We start from the raw sequence: 17,422 nt of genomic DNA, 5'->3' as shown, positions 1-17,422 counted from the left end.
GGAAACCTATGGCGATTTGCTCGCCTTGTGTGACGGCTTTACCGGCTGTAATGATGTGACCACGGCTTCGGTTGTTGGCTTGGTCAGCCGGGCCATTTCCTGCTTATCCCCTTGTCTCACCGATCTTTCCGTTCGTGTTCTTATTCTTTTGATCGAGCATGTCTATGATGTGCGGGCCTGGCGTAGTGGCCGTTTGACGGTCTGGCCGGGCAATCGGCGGTTGGCCGAACTGACCGGCCGGAATGAACGCTCAATTCGGCGGGCATTATGTTTGCTGGAGGCCAATCACTGGGTTGTCCGGCGGTATTCGGCCTCGAACCGGCGTTCGGACGGCAATGCAGGGATTGATTTACGCCCGGTCGCAGCACGTCTGCATGAGTTGCGCCAGGCGGCAGAATTTATCGAACAGAAGATAGAGTCCGCTCGTGAGCGTGCAAAGGCCGAACGGGATGACTTGGCGCGTTTGGATGCCTGTGAAGACACCTCTTCAGACTCACTTCATGAACACAAAGAGTCCGGGGAGGAGGACGTTTCTGTCCCCCTTAAATCCTACAAGTTAAATCCTGGTTCTACGAACCTTGTACAAAGCGGGGCTGCGCAGGCAACGCCCGGGCAGAGATCGTGCGCGACAATTTCCGACATCGATGTGGACAGTGAGATCCTGTTTTTGATGGTTCAGGCCTCGCCGACTTTGCAAAAACAGCTCACGGCAGCCGAACTGTGTGATTTGATGGGGCCAGAACCGTCTTCAGCCTCTGTTCAGGCGGTTGCGATGGCTGTGAAATCAACTCTTTCTCACCAAATCAAATTGCGCCCCGCTGTCTGGCGGGTGGCTTTGGCCAAACATGGCTGGGCGGCGATGGCCGCCGTTATGGTGGCCGTGGACCGTCAGGGTGTGCGCGATCCGGCGGGTTACCTTTATGCCATGCTCAAATCGGCCCGTTTGCGCGATACCGTGCGCCATAATTTACGCGCCATCGAGCAGCAGGAGAGCGGTCATGCGTGATGTCTCTCTTGTCGTTAAACATCCTTCTGACTGCCAACTTTTGTTCGCCCGCAAAGCCAGGGGCCTGGCACATTTACGACGCTGGAACGGGGCTTGTGATGTGAGCGTCGCCCAGCATTGTGTGATGGCGTGTGACAACGTTTCTCAGCGGGCCGCGCCCTATGCCTTGATCCACGACATCGAGGAAGATGAAACCGGGGACTTGCTCACACCGGTTAAGCAGAAGATGCGGGAGATTGGGATATGGGGCCGTTTTGAAGCGGAGATCGTTTTGCCGATCCGCAAGTTCTACACGGAGCTTACGGGGGTGAATTGGCCGTGGCCTGCTGATGTGGTGGAGGAAGTTGCATACATCGATCAGCGTTTGCAGGTGGCGGAATATCGTGATGCGGTTGACCGGGGCCTGGTGCGCGGCTTTGTGCCGCGCGAGGTGGCTCCTTTGCCGGAATATGTGCTGCCCTGGAGCCCGCAAAAGGCCGAGGCACAGTTTCTGGATCGGGTCGGGCGACTGTTTCCGGCAGGGGAGGGTTGAAAAATGGATTGTGCAATCCACAAATTCGCCGAAGCCCTGCCCAGTGTCGAATTTTACAGCGAGCTGCAAAAGGCTTTTAGCCATTTCAATGAAGGTTTGTTTGGGAACAAACTGCCAGCCTGCCTGATCACCTTGCAGCGTCAGAAGAATACTTACGGCTATTTTTCGCCCGAGCGGTTTGTCAGCAGCGAAACGGGCGAGTGTATCGATGAGATCGCCTTGAACCCGTCCTGGTTTGTGGTGCGAACCGTTCCGCAAACGCTCTCTACGCTGGCCCATGAAATGGTACATCTCTGGCAGTATCGCTTCGGTGATCCCGGCAGACGTGCCTATCATAACCGGGAATGGGCCGACCGTATGGAAGCGATTGGCCTGATGCCAAGCAATACAGGAGAGCCCGGCGGGCGGCGCGTGGGCGAGAAAATGACCCATTACATCCTTGAGGACGGGCCATTTGATCGGGCATGTCGGGACCTGATGACCCGGGAGTTTACGTTGTCCTGGCTGGACCGTTTTCCGCCGCAGGAGCCGGGCCAGGCGCTGGCGGCAGCCTTTACAGGAGGTTCGGCCTGTGCGGCGGCATTGGCACGGGTGACGCCGGTTCAGGCGGAAAACCGTTCCCATCGCGTCAAATATCGCTGCCTGTCCTGTGCGGCACAGGTTTGGGGAAAGCCCGGCATGAAGCTGTTATGTGGCGAGGAGGCCTGTGAGGCGGCGGGGATACTACCTATTGGTTTTTGAGACAGAAATAGCCATTGGAGAGGACAGCGGTAGTCTAAAAATAGGGAAGAATGGGAGGCTTTTGATTCTAGAGCGTATTTGCCTAGATCGGCTATCATCCCATCAATAAGATTGATGACTTGCTTCCTTGGAATATTGATTTCTGGAACTGATTGTTTCGCAGAAACTTGTATCGCAGATCAGTAAAGGTAGCCGTAATGCGAAGCCTATCGACTATCGGCTTCCAGAAATCGGTATCCAACCCCCGGCTCGTTTTCGATATAGGCCGGGTTAAGCGGATCATCGCCAAGTTTCTGGCGTAGATGACCAATATAGATACGCAGATAATGTGTTTCAGTTTCCTGTGCGGGGCCCCAGATTTCGCGCAAAATCTGTTGATGCGTGACGATGCGCCCTGCGTTTCGCGCCAGAAGAGTCAGGAGCGCAAACTCCTTTCTGGTCAGTTTAAGCTCGTTTCCACCCTTGAAAACCCTGTGTGCCGCTAGATCGATCTTCAAATCACCCGAAACAATCTCACTACTGGTCTGGTCTTCGGCTTTGCGGCCACGCAAGATAGCCCTCACTCGTGCGATCAGTTCGGCAATGCCAAACGGCTTGGTCACGTAATCGTTCGCACCGTGATCCAGAGCATTTACTTTTTCTTCCTCATTGGCACGCACAGACAATACGATAATCGGGACCTCACTCCATTCCCGGATCTTCGCCAAAACTTCCTGTCCGTCGATATCTGGTAATCCAAGATCAAGAATAACAAGATGCGGGGTCTCAAGGGCACATTTCTCAATGCCGGACTGGCCATTTTCCGCCTCAATCACTTCATACCCCTGCGCACCAAAGCTGATCCGCAGGAATTTGCGAATTTGCGGTTCGTCATCAATGATCAGCACTTTGGCCTGATTGCGCATGTCAGTTTCCTTCTGCACAGCCATCTTGCAAATCCTCGTCATCTTCTGCGACCGTCGGCACCTCAGTCATCGGCAGGGTTATGGCAATGGTTGTGCCCGATCCCTGCGGCCCGTCGAGTGCGACGATATGTCCGCCATGTGCCTCAATAAAACCCCGGCAAATCGACAATCCAAGCCCCGTACCCGCCACCTGGCTATCGCCTGCGCGAACACGATAGAAAACATCAAAAACAGCCTGCCGCGCTTCGGCCGGGATACCTGGTCCGTTATCCGATATCTCAACTATCATCCGTGTTTTATCTGCCTTTGCACTTACATTGATCCGGCCATCGTTAGTGGTGTGCTTTACTGCATTATCCAGAACATTGAACAGAACCTGTTCGATCAGAACTGGATCAAGCTGGATTAATGAAAGATCCGGCGACACTTGCACGTCAAAGGATCGCGAACCGGCATATTTACGAACATGCTTGACCGCTCGACCGATAATCTCCGCCAAATCCGACCATTCCTTTTTCGGCTGCAAGGCACCATAACCAAGCCGCGTCATATCCAGAAGGTTCTGGACAAACCGGTTCAGGCGTTCGCTTTCTTCCAGGATGGTCTGGGTCAGTTGCGTGCGATCATCGGGGCCCATTCTGTCACCATAGCTTGACAATGTTGTTGCTGACCCGATGATTGATACTAGAGGGGTGCGCAAGTCATGTGATACGGAAGACAGGAGTGCTGCGCGAAGTTGCTCGGCCTCGCTCAGCAATCGCGCCTCTTCCATATCGGTCGCCAGACGAGTGCGTTCGACCGCAACGGCCACCTGATCAACAAGCGCTTCAAGTAAACGTCTTTGGGCAGGGCCCAATGTGCGTGCATTTTCGTTAAAACGAACACCAAGAACACCTAACGGGCCTTGCTGGGTTGTCATTGGCATGAACAGCCATTCTGCTGTCGGCAGGGTTTCGGATCGCCATCCGGCTGGTTTGGAGTGTTCCCACGCCCACTCGGCGGCGCCCCAGTCTTTCAGGCCCAACTGGTCTTCTGGCGGATAGGCAGCAGTAATTTCCAGCGCCCCGTCCTTTCCGGCTTGCAGGACCATCGACTGGCAATCAAGTGTTGCTGCAACATGGTGTACAGCCGCCCATAACACATCATCAAGCGACGCCGCTGCCGCAATCTTGCGACTGAAATCATATAGATTGGCAGTGCGTTTTCCGCTGGTTTTCATGGCATCGACCTGCAAGCGCAGGCGACCAGCCAGATTGCCGACGATGACCGAAACAATCAGGAAAAATACGATGGTAATCAGCTGTTCCTGGTGGAACACTGACAGGGTATAGTAGGGTATTGTGAAGAAGAAATTATACGATATGAAAGACAGAAAACTGGTGGCAATCGACGGCCACATGCTACAACGGATGGCGGTTAACAGCACTGCCAGCAGATAAATCAGCGACAGATTGCCAAAAGGTAAATACCTGTCAGCGAACAAGGCCGCGACAGTGGCTGCTGTAACACTGCCAAAAACCCACAAAAGGCTGCGTGATCGCCAGGTTCCGGGCTCGAACGGATTGTCCGAGATCAGTGAACGTTTTTTCTCGTCCGCATCTACAGCAATAACGGTAACGTCAAAGCCCTCCGCGTTCTCAAGCAGTTTGCGTGCTACATTCTCACGTAACAATCCGGTCCAGCTTCTTCGCCTTGGTCGCCCGATCAACAGGCGTGTGACATTGCGTTTGGCCGCCAATGCGGAAATCTCGCGTGCCAAATGGACTTCTGCCTGAAGCGTGATAATTTCCGCACCAAGCTGTTCTGCCAGACGCAGGGCTTCGGCGATGTCATCCTTTTCGGCATTCGACATCCGGTCGTCGCGCGGTGTTTCCACATGCAAGGCGATCCAGGGAATACGCTGGCGTTCGGCCATTCGCTTTGCCGTGCGCACCAGCTTTTTGGCCACCGGACTTTCGTTCAGGCACACCATCAGGCGTTCCTGCGTTGGCCACGGGCCACTAACCGCATGGGTGCGCATATATTCCAGCATCTGCGCGTCAATACGCTCAGCAGCAATGCGCATTGCCAGTTCGCGAAGGGCGGTCAGATTGCCTTTGCTAAAAAAGTGCCGAAGCGCCCGCCCGACCTGATCAATGACATAGACCTTGCCATCTCGCAGTCTTTGCAGAAGATCGTCTGGCGGAAGATCGATTAGCTCGATTTCATTGGCTTTCTCAAGGAAACTGTCGGGCAAGGTTTCACGCACACGAACACGCGAAATTCGAGCGACAATATCGTTCAGACTTTCGAGATGCTGGATATTCAGTGTCGTATAGACATTGATTCCGGCATCAAGTAGTTCATCAATATCCTGATAGCGTTTTTCGTGGCGACTGCCGGGTACATTGGTATGGGCGAGTTCGTCCACAAGGGCGATTTCCGGTTTACGCCAGATGATCGCATCAATATCCATTTCCCCAAAGACACGGCCCCGATGCAAAAGCCTTTTGCGCGGCAATGCTTCAAGACCTCGCAAGAGGTTTTCGGTTTCCACGCGCCCGTGGGTTTCGACAATCCCGACAATAACGTCTCGCCCTTCCTTTCGCCGTTCCTGCGCGGCTTGAAGCATGGCATAGGTCTTTCCGACGCCAGGATAGGCGCCCAGAAAGATCTTGAGCTTACCTCTCTCATCCTTGCGGGTCTGTTCCAGCAGGGCCTCGGGGGATGGACGGTCTTCTTCATCGGTCATGTTACGTCGATCAATGCCTTTCGTATTTATCTCGTCATATCAGAACCATTGGTGGATCGCGCGGATAAATCGTCGGTAGACTGACAGCACCCTGTTACGGAGCCAGACAGCACGCAATTCCTCTGCCTGACGCATGATTGCTCTTTGTTGGGCACGGGACTGCCGTCGGACAATCCAGTGCCCAATTTCATACTGTTTCGTCATTGCCTCAGGATGATATTTCGTCCAAAGCCAGATTCAACATCAGAACATTGACCCGTGGTTCACCGATCAGGCCAAAAGTCCGTTCTTCAATATGGGCTGCAACCAGTTCTTCCAGATCATTGAGAGGCATATTTCTAGCTTTCGCCACCCTTTCCATTTGGAAGCGGGCACTTTCGGGCGAGATATCCGGGTCAAGTCCGCTGCCCGAGGCCGTCAGCAAATCTATTGGCACCGGTCGATTACCGTTTTTGGCCGAAAGATCCAAGGAACGGGCCTTGATCCCGCTGACCAGTTCCTTACTTGTCGCCCCAAGGTTGGAACCACCGGAATTATCGCCCTCATAGCCATCGCCGGCATAGGAAGGGCGCGGATGGAAATAGCGATCACTTTCAAATTTCTGACCGATCAGGCGCGAACCAACCACTACACCATCCTTTTTAATCAGACTGCCATTGGCTTCTTCCGCGAACAGTCCCTGCCCGATCCCGGTCATTGCCAGTGGATAGGCAACACCGGTTATCACCGTCATTACAGCAGCCATGCCAATGGCCGGACGTAACAAGTTCAACATGACAAATTCTCCGTTAAACCAGACCGACGGCATTGATCAGAAGGTCAATGACCTTGATGCCGACAAAGGGAACGATCAGGCCACCAAGGCCATAGATCAGAAGGTTTCGACGCAGGAGCGCCGCCGCACTGCCCGGTGTGAACCGAACCCCGCGCAACGCCAGCGGGATCAGAGCGATAATGATCAGAGCATTAAATATCACCGCCGAAAGGATCGCACTTTGCGGACTTGCGAGCCCCATGATGTTCAGCGCACCAAGCTGCGGATAGGCGGCGATGAAAAGGGCGGGCAGGATCGCGAAATACTTGGCAACATCGTTGGCAATCGAAAATGTTGTCAAAGCGCCTCGGCTGATCAGCAACTGTTTTCCGACCTGAACAATCTCGATCAGCTTGGTAGGATCGCTATCAAGATCGACAAGGTTGCCAGCCTCTCGTGCGGCTTGGGTGCCATCATTCATCGCCACCCCGACATCGGCCTGCGCCAAGGCCGGCGCATCGTTCGATCCGTCACCGCACATCGCCACCAGACGTCCGCCTTCCTGTTCCTGACGGATCAGTTCCAGTTTTTTTTCAGGTGTTGCCTCGGCCAGAAAATCATCCACTCCGGCTTCGGCAGCGATTGCCGCAGCGGTTAACGGGTTGTCCCCCGTAATCATGACGGTCCGGATGCCCATGGCACGCAGTTCGGCAAACCGTTCACGAATGCCCGGCTTGATGATGTCTTTCAGATGAATAACACCCATGATCTTATGGTTTTTGGCAACCACAAGCGGCGTACCACCGGATTTGGCAATGCCATCAACGATCCGGCCAAGTTCAGCAACCTGCGGACCGGCTTCGGCGTAAGCCCGCATAGCATCCCCTGCACCTTTACGATATTCATCCGTACCGATATCAGCCCCTGACATGCGGGTTTCGGCAGTAAAGGCAATCGCCTTGGACAATTTCGATTTATCTCCCCGGAAGTCAAACAGCTTGCCCGCCAGCTCGACAATCGATTTGCCCTCTGGCGTGTCGTCGGCAAGCGATGCAATTGCCGCAGCTTCCGCGACTTCGCGATCTGTGGCACCTTTGAGCGGTACAAATTCGTCTGCCATACGGTTGCCAAAGGTAATGGTTCCTGTTTTATCAAGCAGCAGCGTATCGACATCACCCGATGCTTCAACCGCACGCCCGGACTTGGCAATGACATTGGCCTTGACCAAACGATCCATGCCGGCAATCCCGATGGCAGACAGCAGCCCGCCAATTGTCGTCGGGATCAGGGTAACCAGTAACGCAATCAGAAATGCCATCGGGATCGAGGTGCCCGAGAACAGCGCAAATGGTTCAAGTGTGACGACGACGATCAGGAAAATGATCGACATGCCAACCAGCAGGATATTAAGCGCGATCTCGTTTGGTGTTTTCTGACGCTGCGCGCCCTCGACCATCGCAATCATGCGATCCAGGAAGCTTTCGCCCGGTTTGGCGGTAACACGGACTTTAAGCCAGTCTGACACAATCCGTGTCCCGCCGGTTACCGCCGACCGGTCCCCGCCACTTTCGCGGATGACCGGGGCAGATTCACCGGTAATTGCAGATTCATCGACTGAAGCAATCCCTTCAACAATCTCGCCATCGACCGGGATGATATCGCCCGCTTCGACCAGTACAAAATCACCGGGCGAAAGATGGCTGCTTGCGACCATTTCAACGGCGGTCTTTTCCCCGTTACGAAGCTTTTTTGCCTGGGTTTCCTTGTTGGTTGACCGCAAGCTATCGGCACGTGCCTTGCCACGACCTTCGGCGACCGCCTCGGCAAAATTGGCAAACAGGACAGTAAACCAAAGCCAGACGGTAATCTGGAACAGGGTGGAAAGATCCGCCCCGCCCGTCATTCCTGTATGGATGCTGATGACGGTCGCCATCGCCGCACCGGCCTCGACCATGAACATCACCGGATTGCGGATCATGATCCTCGGATCAAGCTTGCGAAACGCCTCGATACTAGCGGCGCGGACAAGCGCCCCGTTCAGCAGACGGGTATTTTCTGTTTTCTTCATCTTGTGAACTCCTCCGGTCAATAGACGGTTCCGGCCAGCATTGCGAAATGTTCCGCAATCGGACCGAGAGCCAGTGCCGGGAAGAAAGTGAGGCCGCCGACAATCAAAATGACGGCAATCAGAAGGGTAACGAAAAGCGGTCCGTGGGTCGGGAATGTGCCACCAGAAACCGGAACGACTTTCTTCGCCCCGAGCGACCCGGCAATCGCGAGGATCGGAATGATGAACCCATAACGCCCTAGCAGCATCGCAATGCCCTGCAAGGTGGTATGAAACGGTATTCCGGCCCCGAACCCGGCAAAGGCCGAGCCGTTATTGCCCGTCGCCGAGCTATAGGCATAAAGGATTTCCGAAAGCCCGTGCGGACCGGCATCCTGCACTGCAGTTAATGCGGTCGGAATAGTGGCCGACAGCGCCCCGAAGATCAGAATGCCGATCGGCATTGTCAGAATGGCGAGAACAGCCAGCTTCATCTCGCGGGCTTCGATCTTCTTGCCCAGATATTCCGGTGTTCGTCCAACCATAAGCCCGGCAATGAAGACAGTCAGGACAACAAATAACAGCATGCCGTAGAGACCGGCACCCACGCCGCCATAAATGATTTCACCAAGCTGCATGTTCAACATCGTTACCATACCGCCAAGCGGTGTCAGACTGTCATGCATCGCATTGACCGATCCGTTCGATGCCGCCGTCGTTGCCGTCGCCCAAAGGGTGGAATTCAGGATGCCAAACCGGGTTTCCTTGCCTTCCATATTGCCTGGATCGGCGATAATCGTGCTGTCATTGGCCAGCAGTGCATTGCCTGCCTTTTCCGCGCCATAGGTCGCAGCAAATCCGGCCACAAACAGCACAGCCATCACCGCGAAAATCGCAATGCCCTGGCGCCTGTCATTAACCATTTTACCAAACAGGAAACAAAACGCTGCTGGGATCAGCAGAATGTAAACCATCTGAAGCAGATTGCTCAGGGGTGTGGGGTTTTCGTAAGGGTGCGATGCATTGACGTTAAAGAAACCGCCACCATTGGTGCCAAGCTGTTTGATAGCAATTTGCGATGCGGCAGGCCCCTGCGCCAGAACCTGCTTTGCGCCCTCAAGCGTGGTTGCATGAACATAGGAATTCAGGTTCTGTGGAACGCCCTGCGACATCAGGAAAACTGCCGCAGTAATCGACAGTGGCAGCAGGATATAAAGAACCCCGCGCGTCATATCGACATGGAAGTTGCCAAGATCGCGGATCTTGCGCCCGGCAAATCCGCGGATCACCGCAACGGCAACTGCCATCCCCGTTGATGCACTGACAAAGTTCTGCATGGTCAGGCCGACCATCTGGCTGAAATAGGATAGTGAGGTTTCACCGCCATAGGCCTGCCAGTTGGTGTTGGTGACAAAGCTGACCGCCGTGTTGAATGCCAGGTCGGATGATATCGGCGGCAGTCCGGCCGGGTTCCATGGCAAAAGATGCTGCAAACGCAGTATGGCAAACAGCAAAACCCACCCGGCCGCGTTAAAGGCCAGAAGCGTCACCGCATAGCGCGACCAATGTTGTGATGCCTGGGCATCAATACCGCAGATGCGGTAAATGATGTTCTCGACCGGTTTGAGAACGGGGGAAAGTAAAACCCGCTGCCCGCTATAAACCCGGTACATATATCCGCCCAGCAACGGGGCGCACGCCAGCAGGATCGCGCAATAAAGCGCGAACTGACCGAGATCGGTTGTCATCGGGAACTCCGTCCTAGAATTCTTCAGCCCGGATCAGGGCGTAAAACAGATAGACAATCAGTGCGGCCGATACCGCGCCACCAAGGATGTAACTGGTCATGGAGCCTCCTAAATCCGAGCGCAGCCACGTACCGCAAGCCCGCACAGGCCAAAGGCACCCAATGCCAGAGCGGTATAGATCAGATCAAACATGGGATACTCCTGTAGTGTTAGCGTTAACCACTACAGGCTAGGGGGAGGGGCCGTAAAAATGCGATGGCAGAAATCTATCCTGACCGATGACAGGCATAAATAATGCGTAAAATTCTGCATACGCGGGCAATTTCATAGGTTGATATGTCAGCCAAATCCCGATTTTCTGAGCTGTTCTGAGACATTGTTTCCTCTTCGCTCCTAAAATCCGGTTTTTTGTTATTACCCACGGGTTAGCCGTGACCGTACGCTTACCAACATTGCAAAATGTTTGGCAGAAGGTCTGGCACTACGCTGGTATCCAGGCTGGAATGCCTGGTTGGCACGTAAGAAAGTTTGGTGTGGTGATGAATGATTTGTCGGCAATCGAAAGGCATCAGTTTCGCGCCGGAGGCGGAGTTTATTGGTTTAGCCTACTGATTTGATGAGCGTTTCATCGTGAGGCTGATTTTGCTGATAGTCCGCAGTCAGGGCTTCGCCCTCTGCCGTAAAGCAGAATCAGGGTCCCGGTTCAGGCCTTGACGGCCTGAACATCCCATATTCAGCTTGACGGCATTCACCCTTTTTTGACGACGGGAAGAAGTTGAACCGGCCAGACCGGTCCTTCGGTTGTCATTCAGGAAAGGGATACCCAAGATGCACACGGTAACAGAGTGCGACATTCACATTGCAAAACAGATTGCCCGTGAATTTGATGCCGCTATCCGGGCAAATGAGAATGATGCTGCGCAAAATGCTGCACAGGATTTCAGGGCTTTGAGCGTGTCAGCCAATGGTGACAGGGGCGAATTTGGCATCTTTGGCCCAGACGGGGCAGGAACGGTGATGATAGCAGCGCTTGCTGCTAAAGACGGCGATGTTCCGCATTGGGGGCAGAACGGATTGTTTGTGCTGGAAACGGATCATGGCCGGGTGCTGGTGGGTTTTGCCTGCCCGCTCGACATATGCAGCCGGTTTGAATTCAATGCCATTGATCTTGATCTGCCGTTTATTTCCGAAACAGGTTTTCAATCGCATTTTTATTCAGAATGGCCACCCATGAGCGTCAAAGACGCTGCCGCCATAATCTTCTGCCAATATGCTACAGTCGGGAAGATGATGAATATTAACCCGGAATATTGTCAAACCCGATTGGAGCGGATGCCGGATTTTATCCAGATTTCCAGTAGCGATTTTCAGGGAGTGCTAACTAAGACCGATAGCACGGGCCAAATCGGGTTTCAGTTTTGATTGCGTGAATTTCTCTCGAACGGATCGAAATGTTGCTTTGAAACCGGCAGAATTCTGCCGGTTTCAATTGTCATGTGCTCCCTGTACAATTTACTTTTCGCTTGCGACAATCGAGTTGAAATCAAATGTGGCTTTGCATTCTGATCGCCATGTTTTGTTGTCGTGATCCCAGAATGTGTGAATTGTCAGCTTGTCAATGACACGGCGTAGAGGCATCACGGCTTTCGGGTCCCGGGACCAAACACGTAATTTCGAGATCAGGGCATGATGTCGCAAAACGATGCGGTCGAGGCTTTTGGGCAGGGTTGTTTCGGCCAGTTCGCGTTTATGGCGCGCCAGGTCCAGCTTTGTCCGGTGGATCTGCTCTGACTTGTCGTCAAAGAAGGCACGAATATCCCGGGAGCGGGCGTCTGGCCCCAGCGCCTCGATGACTTTATTGACACTGACCCGCAAGGTTTCCAGTTCCGCCTTCAGGCGGATGATTTCCTGTTCGTGATGGGCGCGGGTTTCTGCCATTTTATCATCATCGAAATGATCGCGGATCGTGTTGTGGTCAAGATCGCTGATTGCGTCGATGACCAGGGCCATGATCTGATCATAATTCAGGCTACGGTTATGGCAGCCTTTGACCGGACAGGAATAGTGTTTGGCATAGGTTGCAGTGATTTTGTGGCCATGTTCCCCGCAATACAGCTTGCCGCCAAAAACGGCATTGGAGCGTTTTGACGTAATCGCCTGATTGCGCCGCCATTCCTTTGATCGCTTGATCGAGATTTCCCGTTTTTCTTCCTCTGTCGTCACCTTGGGGCCGAGCTTGCGCTGCATGTGTTTGTTGGAGCGCATATCGAGTGCTTTTTGAACTTCGGCAAATAACTCGGGTTCAACAATTTTCAATTCGGGAATAGGGACGGTGATCCAGTCGCTTTCGGGCCGGATGATTGACACCCGTCGGCCATTTTCGGGGTGTTTCCGGTACTGCATCTTGTTGAAGGTGACGGTGCCGTTATACAGCGTCTGGCGTAACATGCCGGTCTGGCGGACAAAGGAGCCAACAAGGCTGGAGGGTGCCCACTTCCCGCCTTTAGGGGCATCAATGCCCCGGTGGTTCAGATCATCGCAGATATGTTTGAGTTTGCGCCCGCTCGCATAATGTTCAAAAATTTCACGGATGATAGCAGCCTGTTCTGCGTTGATGGTGCGTTTGCCGCGTATCGGCTCGCCAAATTCATCCAGCGCATGAACAAGGTCGTACCCATATAGCTTGCCGCCGGGAACACCGCCGCGCAGCACAGCGGCAATTACCCCACGATGGGTCTTATCGGCCAGATCCTTCAGGTACAGTGCATTCATCGTACTTTTAAGGCCGATATATATGCAGTTCGTTGATCAAGCCTTCGCTGACAGTCTCGACTGGGACGCCCAGGAACAGCATTTTCTTGAAGAAATTGGCGGTATCGGCCTGATCGCGGCTGATGCGGCTAAGGTCCTCCGCCACCACCAGATCAAAGCGATCATTCAAGGCACCGATCAGAAGGGCGGAAATGCCGGGCCGGTTTTCGATGTGGGAGCCCGAGATGGCTTCATCGTGATAAATTTCAACAATGTCATAGCCTTTACGCTGGCAAAACTCCCGGCAGCGGCGGATTTGATCCTGGGTACTGGTTTCCTGTTTGTCTGTTGAATGACGTGCGTAGATTCCGGCTCTCAAGTCAGGCCTCGTTTCTGGGAAGGATAAAGAAAAAGGCACGAGGCCGGGAAGGGGAAGTCTTATTTCAGGCCGGATCAATGGTGCTGTCGGCGTTGCCAGGTGACCCATTCAGGCATGAGGGTGCCGATGCCCGGGGCAAGGATTTCTGCAATGGTGTCGTCGGAGAAGTCGGTTTTCTCAAAGAGCTGGCGTGCCACGCCCACGAACGTTGATGAGATCCTGCGGTCTTTAACCAATGACCGGTTTTCTTCCAGAAGTGCGATTTTGTCGCGCAGGGCTTCGATCAGTTCCTGCTGATCATTGTTTTGGGTGGATGATGGGGGCGGGGCGGGGGGATAGGCTCCGGTTTTGCGAATTGCAGGCAGGACCTCGTTCGTGACCCACTTGCGAAAACGATGCTGTAATGTATCAGGCTTCAATGCGTTCCGACTGCGCAGGATCAGGATATAGAGGCCACTTTCATTGATGATGTTCGTTTCCTGTTGCCGCCCGATGGCGTCACTTAAAGTTACGTCATCTTTTTCATCATCATCAAGCACCTGGATTGCCTTGCGGGGATTTCCAATTCCCAGCGCCTTGCAAACATCTATGGCGACAAACCACGGGTCGTCATTCCTATAGACAGTACGAATTTCAGCACCTTCAAAGCTGAACGGTATGATTTCATTCATGTTGTGATCCTTGACCAAGCCATCGCGGTTTATCCGCAGAGGTTGTAAGTGCTCTGTGACAAGAGCCGTCCGACTCTTTTGATTACGCGATGAAATGACTTATGCACAAGGGGTAAAACGTATATTTCCGGAAGAATAGGTATAGATAAAAATCAAGCAATTACAATATGTTGCCAGTGATTGCCCAAGATTGCCAGAGATTGACGGAGATTGCCAGTTTGTGCCAGAGTGTGCCCAAGATTGCACAACTTTACCCTGTCGTTGGTCTGGCTGGCAGGATAGGTTAGGTGATATCACCTAACAATATTTGCGTGATATCTTGGATTATTCGCTTCTCTCAACGGGTAAAGGTACTGAGGGATGCTTTTCTTGAATGCGATTAGGATGGGCTGTCAAAATTGGTTTTAAGGGGTGATGTTATTAAACATATTTTGACTGATACAAGAAAATATAGATATTTAATTGTAAGTGAAAAGATATAAGTCAAATTTATGGGTTTTTAAGAGTATCGTCGATTTTATCTTGTCGGGAGATGATCTTATCTAGGGTGTTGTACAGGTTTTTGCCTCAGACCTGGAAAGTGCATTTTGCATTAGTAAGTAACTGTAATTGGTTGCGTCAATTTGGTGGGGAGGGGCAAAATCAAGGTTGTCGAGAACTTTTACGCGATACGTTGAAGCGCCTGCGTTTACACACGGCGTCCGTTGTCAGTAGGCCTCAAGATAACCAGCTTCTGATGCTTAAGAGGGAAGACATTGTCGAAGTTGTTTTCCAGGGAAGAGTTTTGCGGAAACTAATGAGATGATAGCTACGCCGTTCCTGCCACTGGTCCTGCCCAAGGACTTATGGTGACATGGTTGGACGCAATGAACAGACATGTACCTCTCCATAGGCTTAGTATTTCTCCATTGTTCAAGATGGCTGTTATTGGCGGAGTAAAAGATGCGGTGACGCATCTTCTTCGGCAAGGAGCAGAGGTAAATGCAGTTGACGAAAAAGGACGACCCGCGCTTATTTTTGCTGCTGAAAAGGGTCACTTGGATATATGCCGTATATTACTTGAAGCCGATGCAGATCCAGAGATATGTGATGATGATGGTAATGACGCCCTATCATCTGCAATCGCGCATGGCTGGAAAGATATCGAAGACGTCTTGAGAGTATATCTGCCGCCTCAAACGCCTGAAAGAAGGCAAAATCCGCCTGTTATTGTGAGCCTGGATGTTCGAGAGTCAGGTTGTGAGGTTGGCGAAGGCTCATCTACTGTTTCAATTCTGGATGAGGGAGCAGAAGGCTCCTCTCTGGATTGTAACGAATTAGATCTTTCCTTATGGGAGGAGGAAGTTGAGCCTACCATCCCGGACGAAGATGCATCATGCCTCCTGGAGGCTGCGCAGGTTCAGAAGAGAATTTCTCGTCACATACCAATTGATATGGATGAGGACTGGTCTAACGTAGACATTGAGTTGCCTAGTGTTCTCATTCTTCGGCGGGGTACGGCATCCGAAGAAGACATGATATGGCAGACTGCTGCTAGGCACCTTATTTGCGACGGCTTAGACGGTGGCAGAGTAACCGCCCAACAACTACTCAGAGCAGTTCCGACAGATCCAGATAAGATAGATACCCCAGATGACAATTATCTAATGGCCCTTGAAGTCGTTTTGCAAGATCTCCGGATACAGGTGGAAGAAGCATCTGATGTTATCGGGTGCCTGCCGCTTGAGCCAGACGATTATAGAAAGCAAGCTGAAAACGGTGCCTTTGATAACTGGACTGCGTCAACTATAGATGAGGCGCTTGTTTTTCTTTCCGATCTTCTTTCTTACACAAGCGATCCGCTGAGACAGTACTATAGGGATATCGGACCATCAAAGGTTCTCTCGAGAGAAGAAGAAGTTGCGCTAGCACAAGAAATCTTCGAAGGATGTCGGGAAACTTTGAGGGCTGTTGCCCGATCCCCCGCTGCTATGGTCGAGCTTGTTGAGCAGCTCGAAAGTGTCGAGCGCGGAGATGCTCCTATTCAGTCGATAATAGGTAATCTTAGCAATTCCTATAGCTCGGAGGAATTTGCCGATGAAGACGAAAATGGCGATGAAGTTGCCATCAATGACTTTTATTTGGATGCCCTGGATATAGTTTCTGATGCAGAGATCCCTGTCGAAGTCGTTCTGAAATTTGATGCAATTCGGACACTTCACGATGCAATGGTTGGTGTGAAGTCGACTTTTGAACGAGAAGTTTTTGCCGATAGGCTTGCCGAAGAGATCCAAGGGTTGGAGCTCTCAAGTGATTTTCTCGAACTCCTGTGGAGCAAGATCAGATTAGATGGCTCAAGCCATCAAGCAATCGAGATATTGGATCGGGGACTTGGCCGAGCTCAGGCGGCGAAAAATTTATTCGTAAATTTCAATCTAAGATTGGTTCTGTGGATTGCCCGAAAATACCGCGGTTTGGATTTGATGGACCTGATACAGGAGGGCAACATTGGGCTTTTGAAGGCAATTGATCGTTTCGACCCCTCTTATGGAGCAAAATTCTCGACTTACGCTACATGGTGGATCCGCCAATCCATCACCAGAGCTATAAATGATAAGAAACGACTCATACGATTTCCAGTTTATATGGTGGAAAGCGCTAAGAAGTTAGAAAGAGCGAAGGATTCTCTCAGTGTCCAATTGGGTAAGATACCAACAATAGAACAGCTAGCTCAGGAAGTTGGTCTCCCGATGAAGCGCGTTCGAGAAATTTTGCGAGCTCCTCAGGATCCAATTTCAATAACGGCATTTCCGGGCATTGAGTGTTCCATAGACGAACGTATCGAGGGTTCATTCGCATTAAATCCAGAGGAAGTTGTCGTACTGGCTTCTCTGAAAGAAACTCTGGCAGAGGCAATGGAGTGTCTTTCTGCACGGGAATTGCAAGTGTTACGGCTGCGCTTCGGACTTGATGATCACAATGACCATACTCTCGAAGAGGTCGGACAAATGTATGGCGTCACACGGGAGCGCATTCGGCAGATAGAGGCCAAGGCGCTCGGCAAGCTGGCCCACCCCGGCCGTTCTAAGAAATTGCGAACGTTCATGGAAACTTTTGGCGGGGCAAGAGATGGTGATTAATGACGACTATTGTTAGTAAATCCAGGCACGCTCCTCCT

14 protein-coding genes (1 of these 14 cut by a window edge) are annotated in these 17,422 nt (G+C 52.3%); 5 read left to right on the top strand and 9 right to left on the bottom strand.

Annotation, left to right across the window (positions count from 1 at the left end; translation table 11 throughout):
• The 3 genes in view from CSC3H3_RS20710 to CSC3H3_RS20700 are tightly spaced (at most 3 nt apart) and all read left to right on the top strand, a layout consistent with a single transcriptional unit that may run on beyond the window.
• Positions 1-1,006, top strand: partial view of a helix-turn-helix domain-containing protein gene (locus CSC3H3_RS20710; protein ID WP_157831975.1) — the 3' portion only. Its footprint begins 68 nt before the window's first position; 1,006 of the gene's 1,074 nt are visible here — the last part of the coding sequence; its start codon lies off the left edge, out of view; it ends in the stop codon at positions 1,004-1,006.
• Positions 999-1,538, top strand: coding sequence for an HD domain-containing protein (locus CSC3H3_RS20705; RefSeq protein WP_101286374.1), 540 nt, complete (start codon positions 999-1,001; stop codon positions 1,536-1,538). The genes CSC3H3_RS20710 and CSC3H3_RS20705 overlap by 8 nt, the downstream gene beginning before the upstream one ends.
• A gap of 3 nt (positions 1,539-1,541) precedes the next feature.
• Positions 1,542-2,279: a SprT-like domain-containing protein gene (locus CSC3H3_RS20700; RefSeq protein WP_101286373.1), complete on the top strand. Its 738-nt coding sequence runs from the start codon at positions 1,542-1,544 to the stop codon at positions 2,277-2,279.
• Positions 2,280-2,485: 206 nt separating this feature from the next.
• On the opposite strand, the gene CSC3H3_RS20695 is transcribed toward CSC3H3_RS20700, so the two are convergent.
• From CSC3H3_RS20695 to kdpF, 6 genes are all read right to left on the bottom strand, one after another.
• Positions 2,486-3,184, bottom strand: coding sequence for a response regulator (locus CSC3H3_RS20695; RefSeq protein ID WP_101286372.1), 699 nt, complete (start codon positions 3,182-3,184; stop codon positions 2,486-2,488).
• 1 nt (position 3,185) lies between these two features.
• Positions 3,186-5,915, bottom strand: a complete 2,730-nt coding sequence (locus CSC3H3_RS20690; RefSeq protein ID WP_101286371.1) for a sensor histidine kinase — start codon at positions 5,913-5,915, stop codon at positions 3,186-3,188.
• Between the two features lie 208 nt (positions 5,916-6,123).
• Entirely contained in the window at positions 6,124-6,690 is a 567-nt protein-coding gene (gene kdpC, locus CSC3H3_RS20685; RefSeq protein ID WP_101286370.1) for a potassium-transporting ATPase subunit KdpC, read from the bottom strand.
• 13 nt (positions 6,691-6,703) lie between these two features.
• A complete protein-coding gene (kdpB, locus tag CSC3H3_RS20680; RefSeq protein ID WP_101286369.1) occupies positions 6,704-8,737 on the bottom strand; it encodes a potassium-transporting ATPase subunit KdpB in 2,034 nt (677 codons plus the stop codon).
• Between the two features lie 17 nt (positions 8,738-8,754).
• Complete coding sequence (kdpA, locus tag CSC3H3_RS20675; RefSeq protein ID WP_101286368.1) at positions 8,755-10,464, bottom strand: potassium-transporting ATPase subunit KdpA; 1,710 nt, start codon at positions 10,462-10,464, stop codon at positions 8,755-8,757.
• Positions 10,465-10,477: 13 nt separating this feature from the next.
• A complete protein-coding gene (kdpF, locus tag CSC3H3_RS20670; protein WP_101286367.1) occupies positions 10,478-10,564 on the bottom strand; it encodes a K(+)-transporting ATPase subunit F in 87 nt (28 codons plus the stop codon).
• 728 nt (positions 10,565-11,292) lie between these two features.
• On the opposite strand from kdpF, the gene CSC3H3_RS20665 reads away from it, so the two are divergent.
• Positions 11,293-11,886 (top strand): hypothetical protein, encoded by a 594-nt coding sequence (locus tag CSC3H3_RS20665; protein WP_101286366.1) that lies wholly within the window; start codon positions 11,293-11,295, stop codon positions 11,884-11,886.
• Between the two features lie 90 nt (positions 11,887-11,976).
• Here the strand turns inward: CSC3H3_RS20665 and CSC3H3_RS20660 are convergent, their stop codons facing one another.
• The 3 genes from CSC3H3_RS20660 to CSC3H3_RS20650 are packed head-to-tail and all read right to left on the bottom strand — an operon-like array spanning position 11,977 to position 14,265.
• A complete protein-coding gene (locus CSC3H3_RS20660; protein ID WP_101286365.1) occupies positions 11,977-13,236 on the bottom strand; it encodes a recombinase family protein in 1,260 nt (419 codons plus the stop codon).
• A 7-nt stretch (positions 13,237-13,243) separates the two neighbouring features.
• Complete coding sequence (locus CSC3H3_RS25185; RefSeq protein ID WP_101285075.1) at positions 13,244-13,702, bottom strand: recombinase family protein; 459 nt, start codon at positions 13,700-13,702, stop codon at positions 13,244-13,246.
• Entirely contained in the window at positions 13,669-14,265 is a 597-nt protein-coding gene (locus CSC3H3_RS20650; protein ID WP_101286364.1) for a BRO-N domain-containing protein, read from the bottom strand. The genes CSC3H3_RS25185 and CSC3H3_RS20650 overlap by 34 nt, the downstream gene beginning before the upstream one ends.
• A gap of 866 nt (positions 14,266-15,131) precedes the next feature.
• Between CSC3H3_RS20650 and CSC3H3_RS20645 the strand changes: the two genes are divergently transcribed.
• The gene (locus CSC3H3_RS20645; RefSeq protein WP_172963476.1) at positions 15,132-17,384 is read left to right on the top strand and encodes a sigma-70 family RNA polymerase sigma factor; all 2,253 of its coding nucleotides are present in this window, start codon (positions 15,132-15,134) and stop codon (positions 17,382-17,384) included.
• Positions 17,385-17,422: the final 38 nt, after the last annotated feature.

It is taken from the genome of Thalassospira marina (genome assembly GCF_002844375.1).
Classification (GTDB): domain Bacteria; phylum Pseudomonadota; class Alphaproteobacteria; order Rhodospirillales; family Thalassospiraceae; genus Thalassospira; species Thalassospira marina.
The sequence above is the reverse complement of the archived record's forward strand: the minus strand, read 5'-3'. Positions and strand labels throughout refer to the sequence as shown.

Bases quoted from the DNA above. Each gene is read 5' to 3' on its own strand.
- CSC3H3_RS20705 (WP_101286374.1), top strand. From the start codon at position 999: ATGCGTGATGTCTCTCTTGTCGTTAAACATCCTTCTGACTGCCAACTT.
- CSC3H3_RS20700 (WP_101286373.1), top strand. From the start codon at position 1,542: ATGGATTGTGCAATCCACAAATTCGCCGAAGCCCTGCCCAGTGTCGAA.
- CSC3H3_RS20695 (WP_101286372.1), bottom strand. From the start codon at position 3,184: ATGCGCAATCAGGCCAAAGTGCTGATCATTGATGACGAACCGCAAATT.
- CSC3H3_RS20690 (WP_101286371.1), bottom strand. From the start codon at position 5,915: ATGACCGATGAAGAAGACCGTCCATCCCCCGAGGCCCTGCTGGAACAG.
- kdpC (WP_101286370.1), bottom strand. From the start codon at position 6,690: ATGTTGAACTTGTTACGTCCGGCCATTGGCATGGCTGCTGTAATGACG.
- kdpB (WP_101286369.1), bottom strand. From the start codon at position 8,737: ATGAAGAAAACAGAAAATACCCGTCTGCTGAACGGGGCGCTTGTCCGC.
- kdpA (WP_101286368.1), bottom strand. From the start codon at position 10,464: ATGACAACCGATCTCGGTCAGTTCGCGCTTTATTGCGCGATCCTGCTG.
- kdpF (WP_101286367.1), bottom strand. From the start codon at position 10,564: ATGACCAGTTACATCCTTGGTGGCGCGGTATCGGCCGCACTGATTGTC.
- CSC3H3_RS20665 (WP_101286366.1), top strand. From the start codon at position 11,293: ATGCACACGGTAACAGAGTGCGACATTCACATTGCAAAACAGATTGCC.
- CSC3H3_RS20660 (WP_101286365.1), bottom strand. From the start codon at position 13,236: ATGAATGCACTGTACCTGAAGGATCTGGCCGATAAGACCCATCGTGGG.
- CSC3H3_RS25185 (WP_101285075.1), bottom strand. From the start codon at position 13,702: ATGGGTCACCTGGCAACGCCGACAGCACCATTGATCCGGCCTGAAATA.
- CSC3H3_RS20650 (WP_101286364.1), bottom strand. From the start codon at position 14,265: ATGAATGAAATCATACCGTTCAGCTTTGAAGGTGCTGAAATTCGTACT.
- CSC3H3_RS20645 (WP_172963476.1), top strand. From the start codon at position 15,132: ATGAACAGACATGTACCTCTCCATAGGCTTAGTATTTCTCCATTGTTC.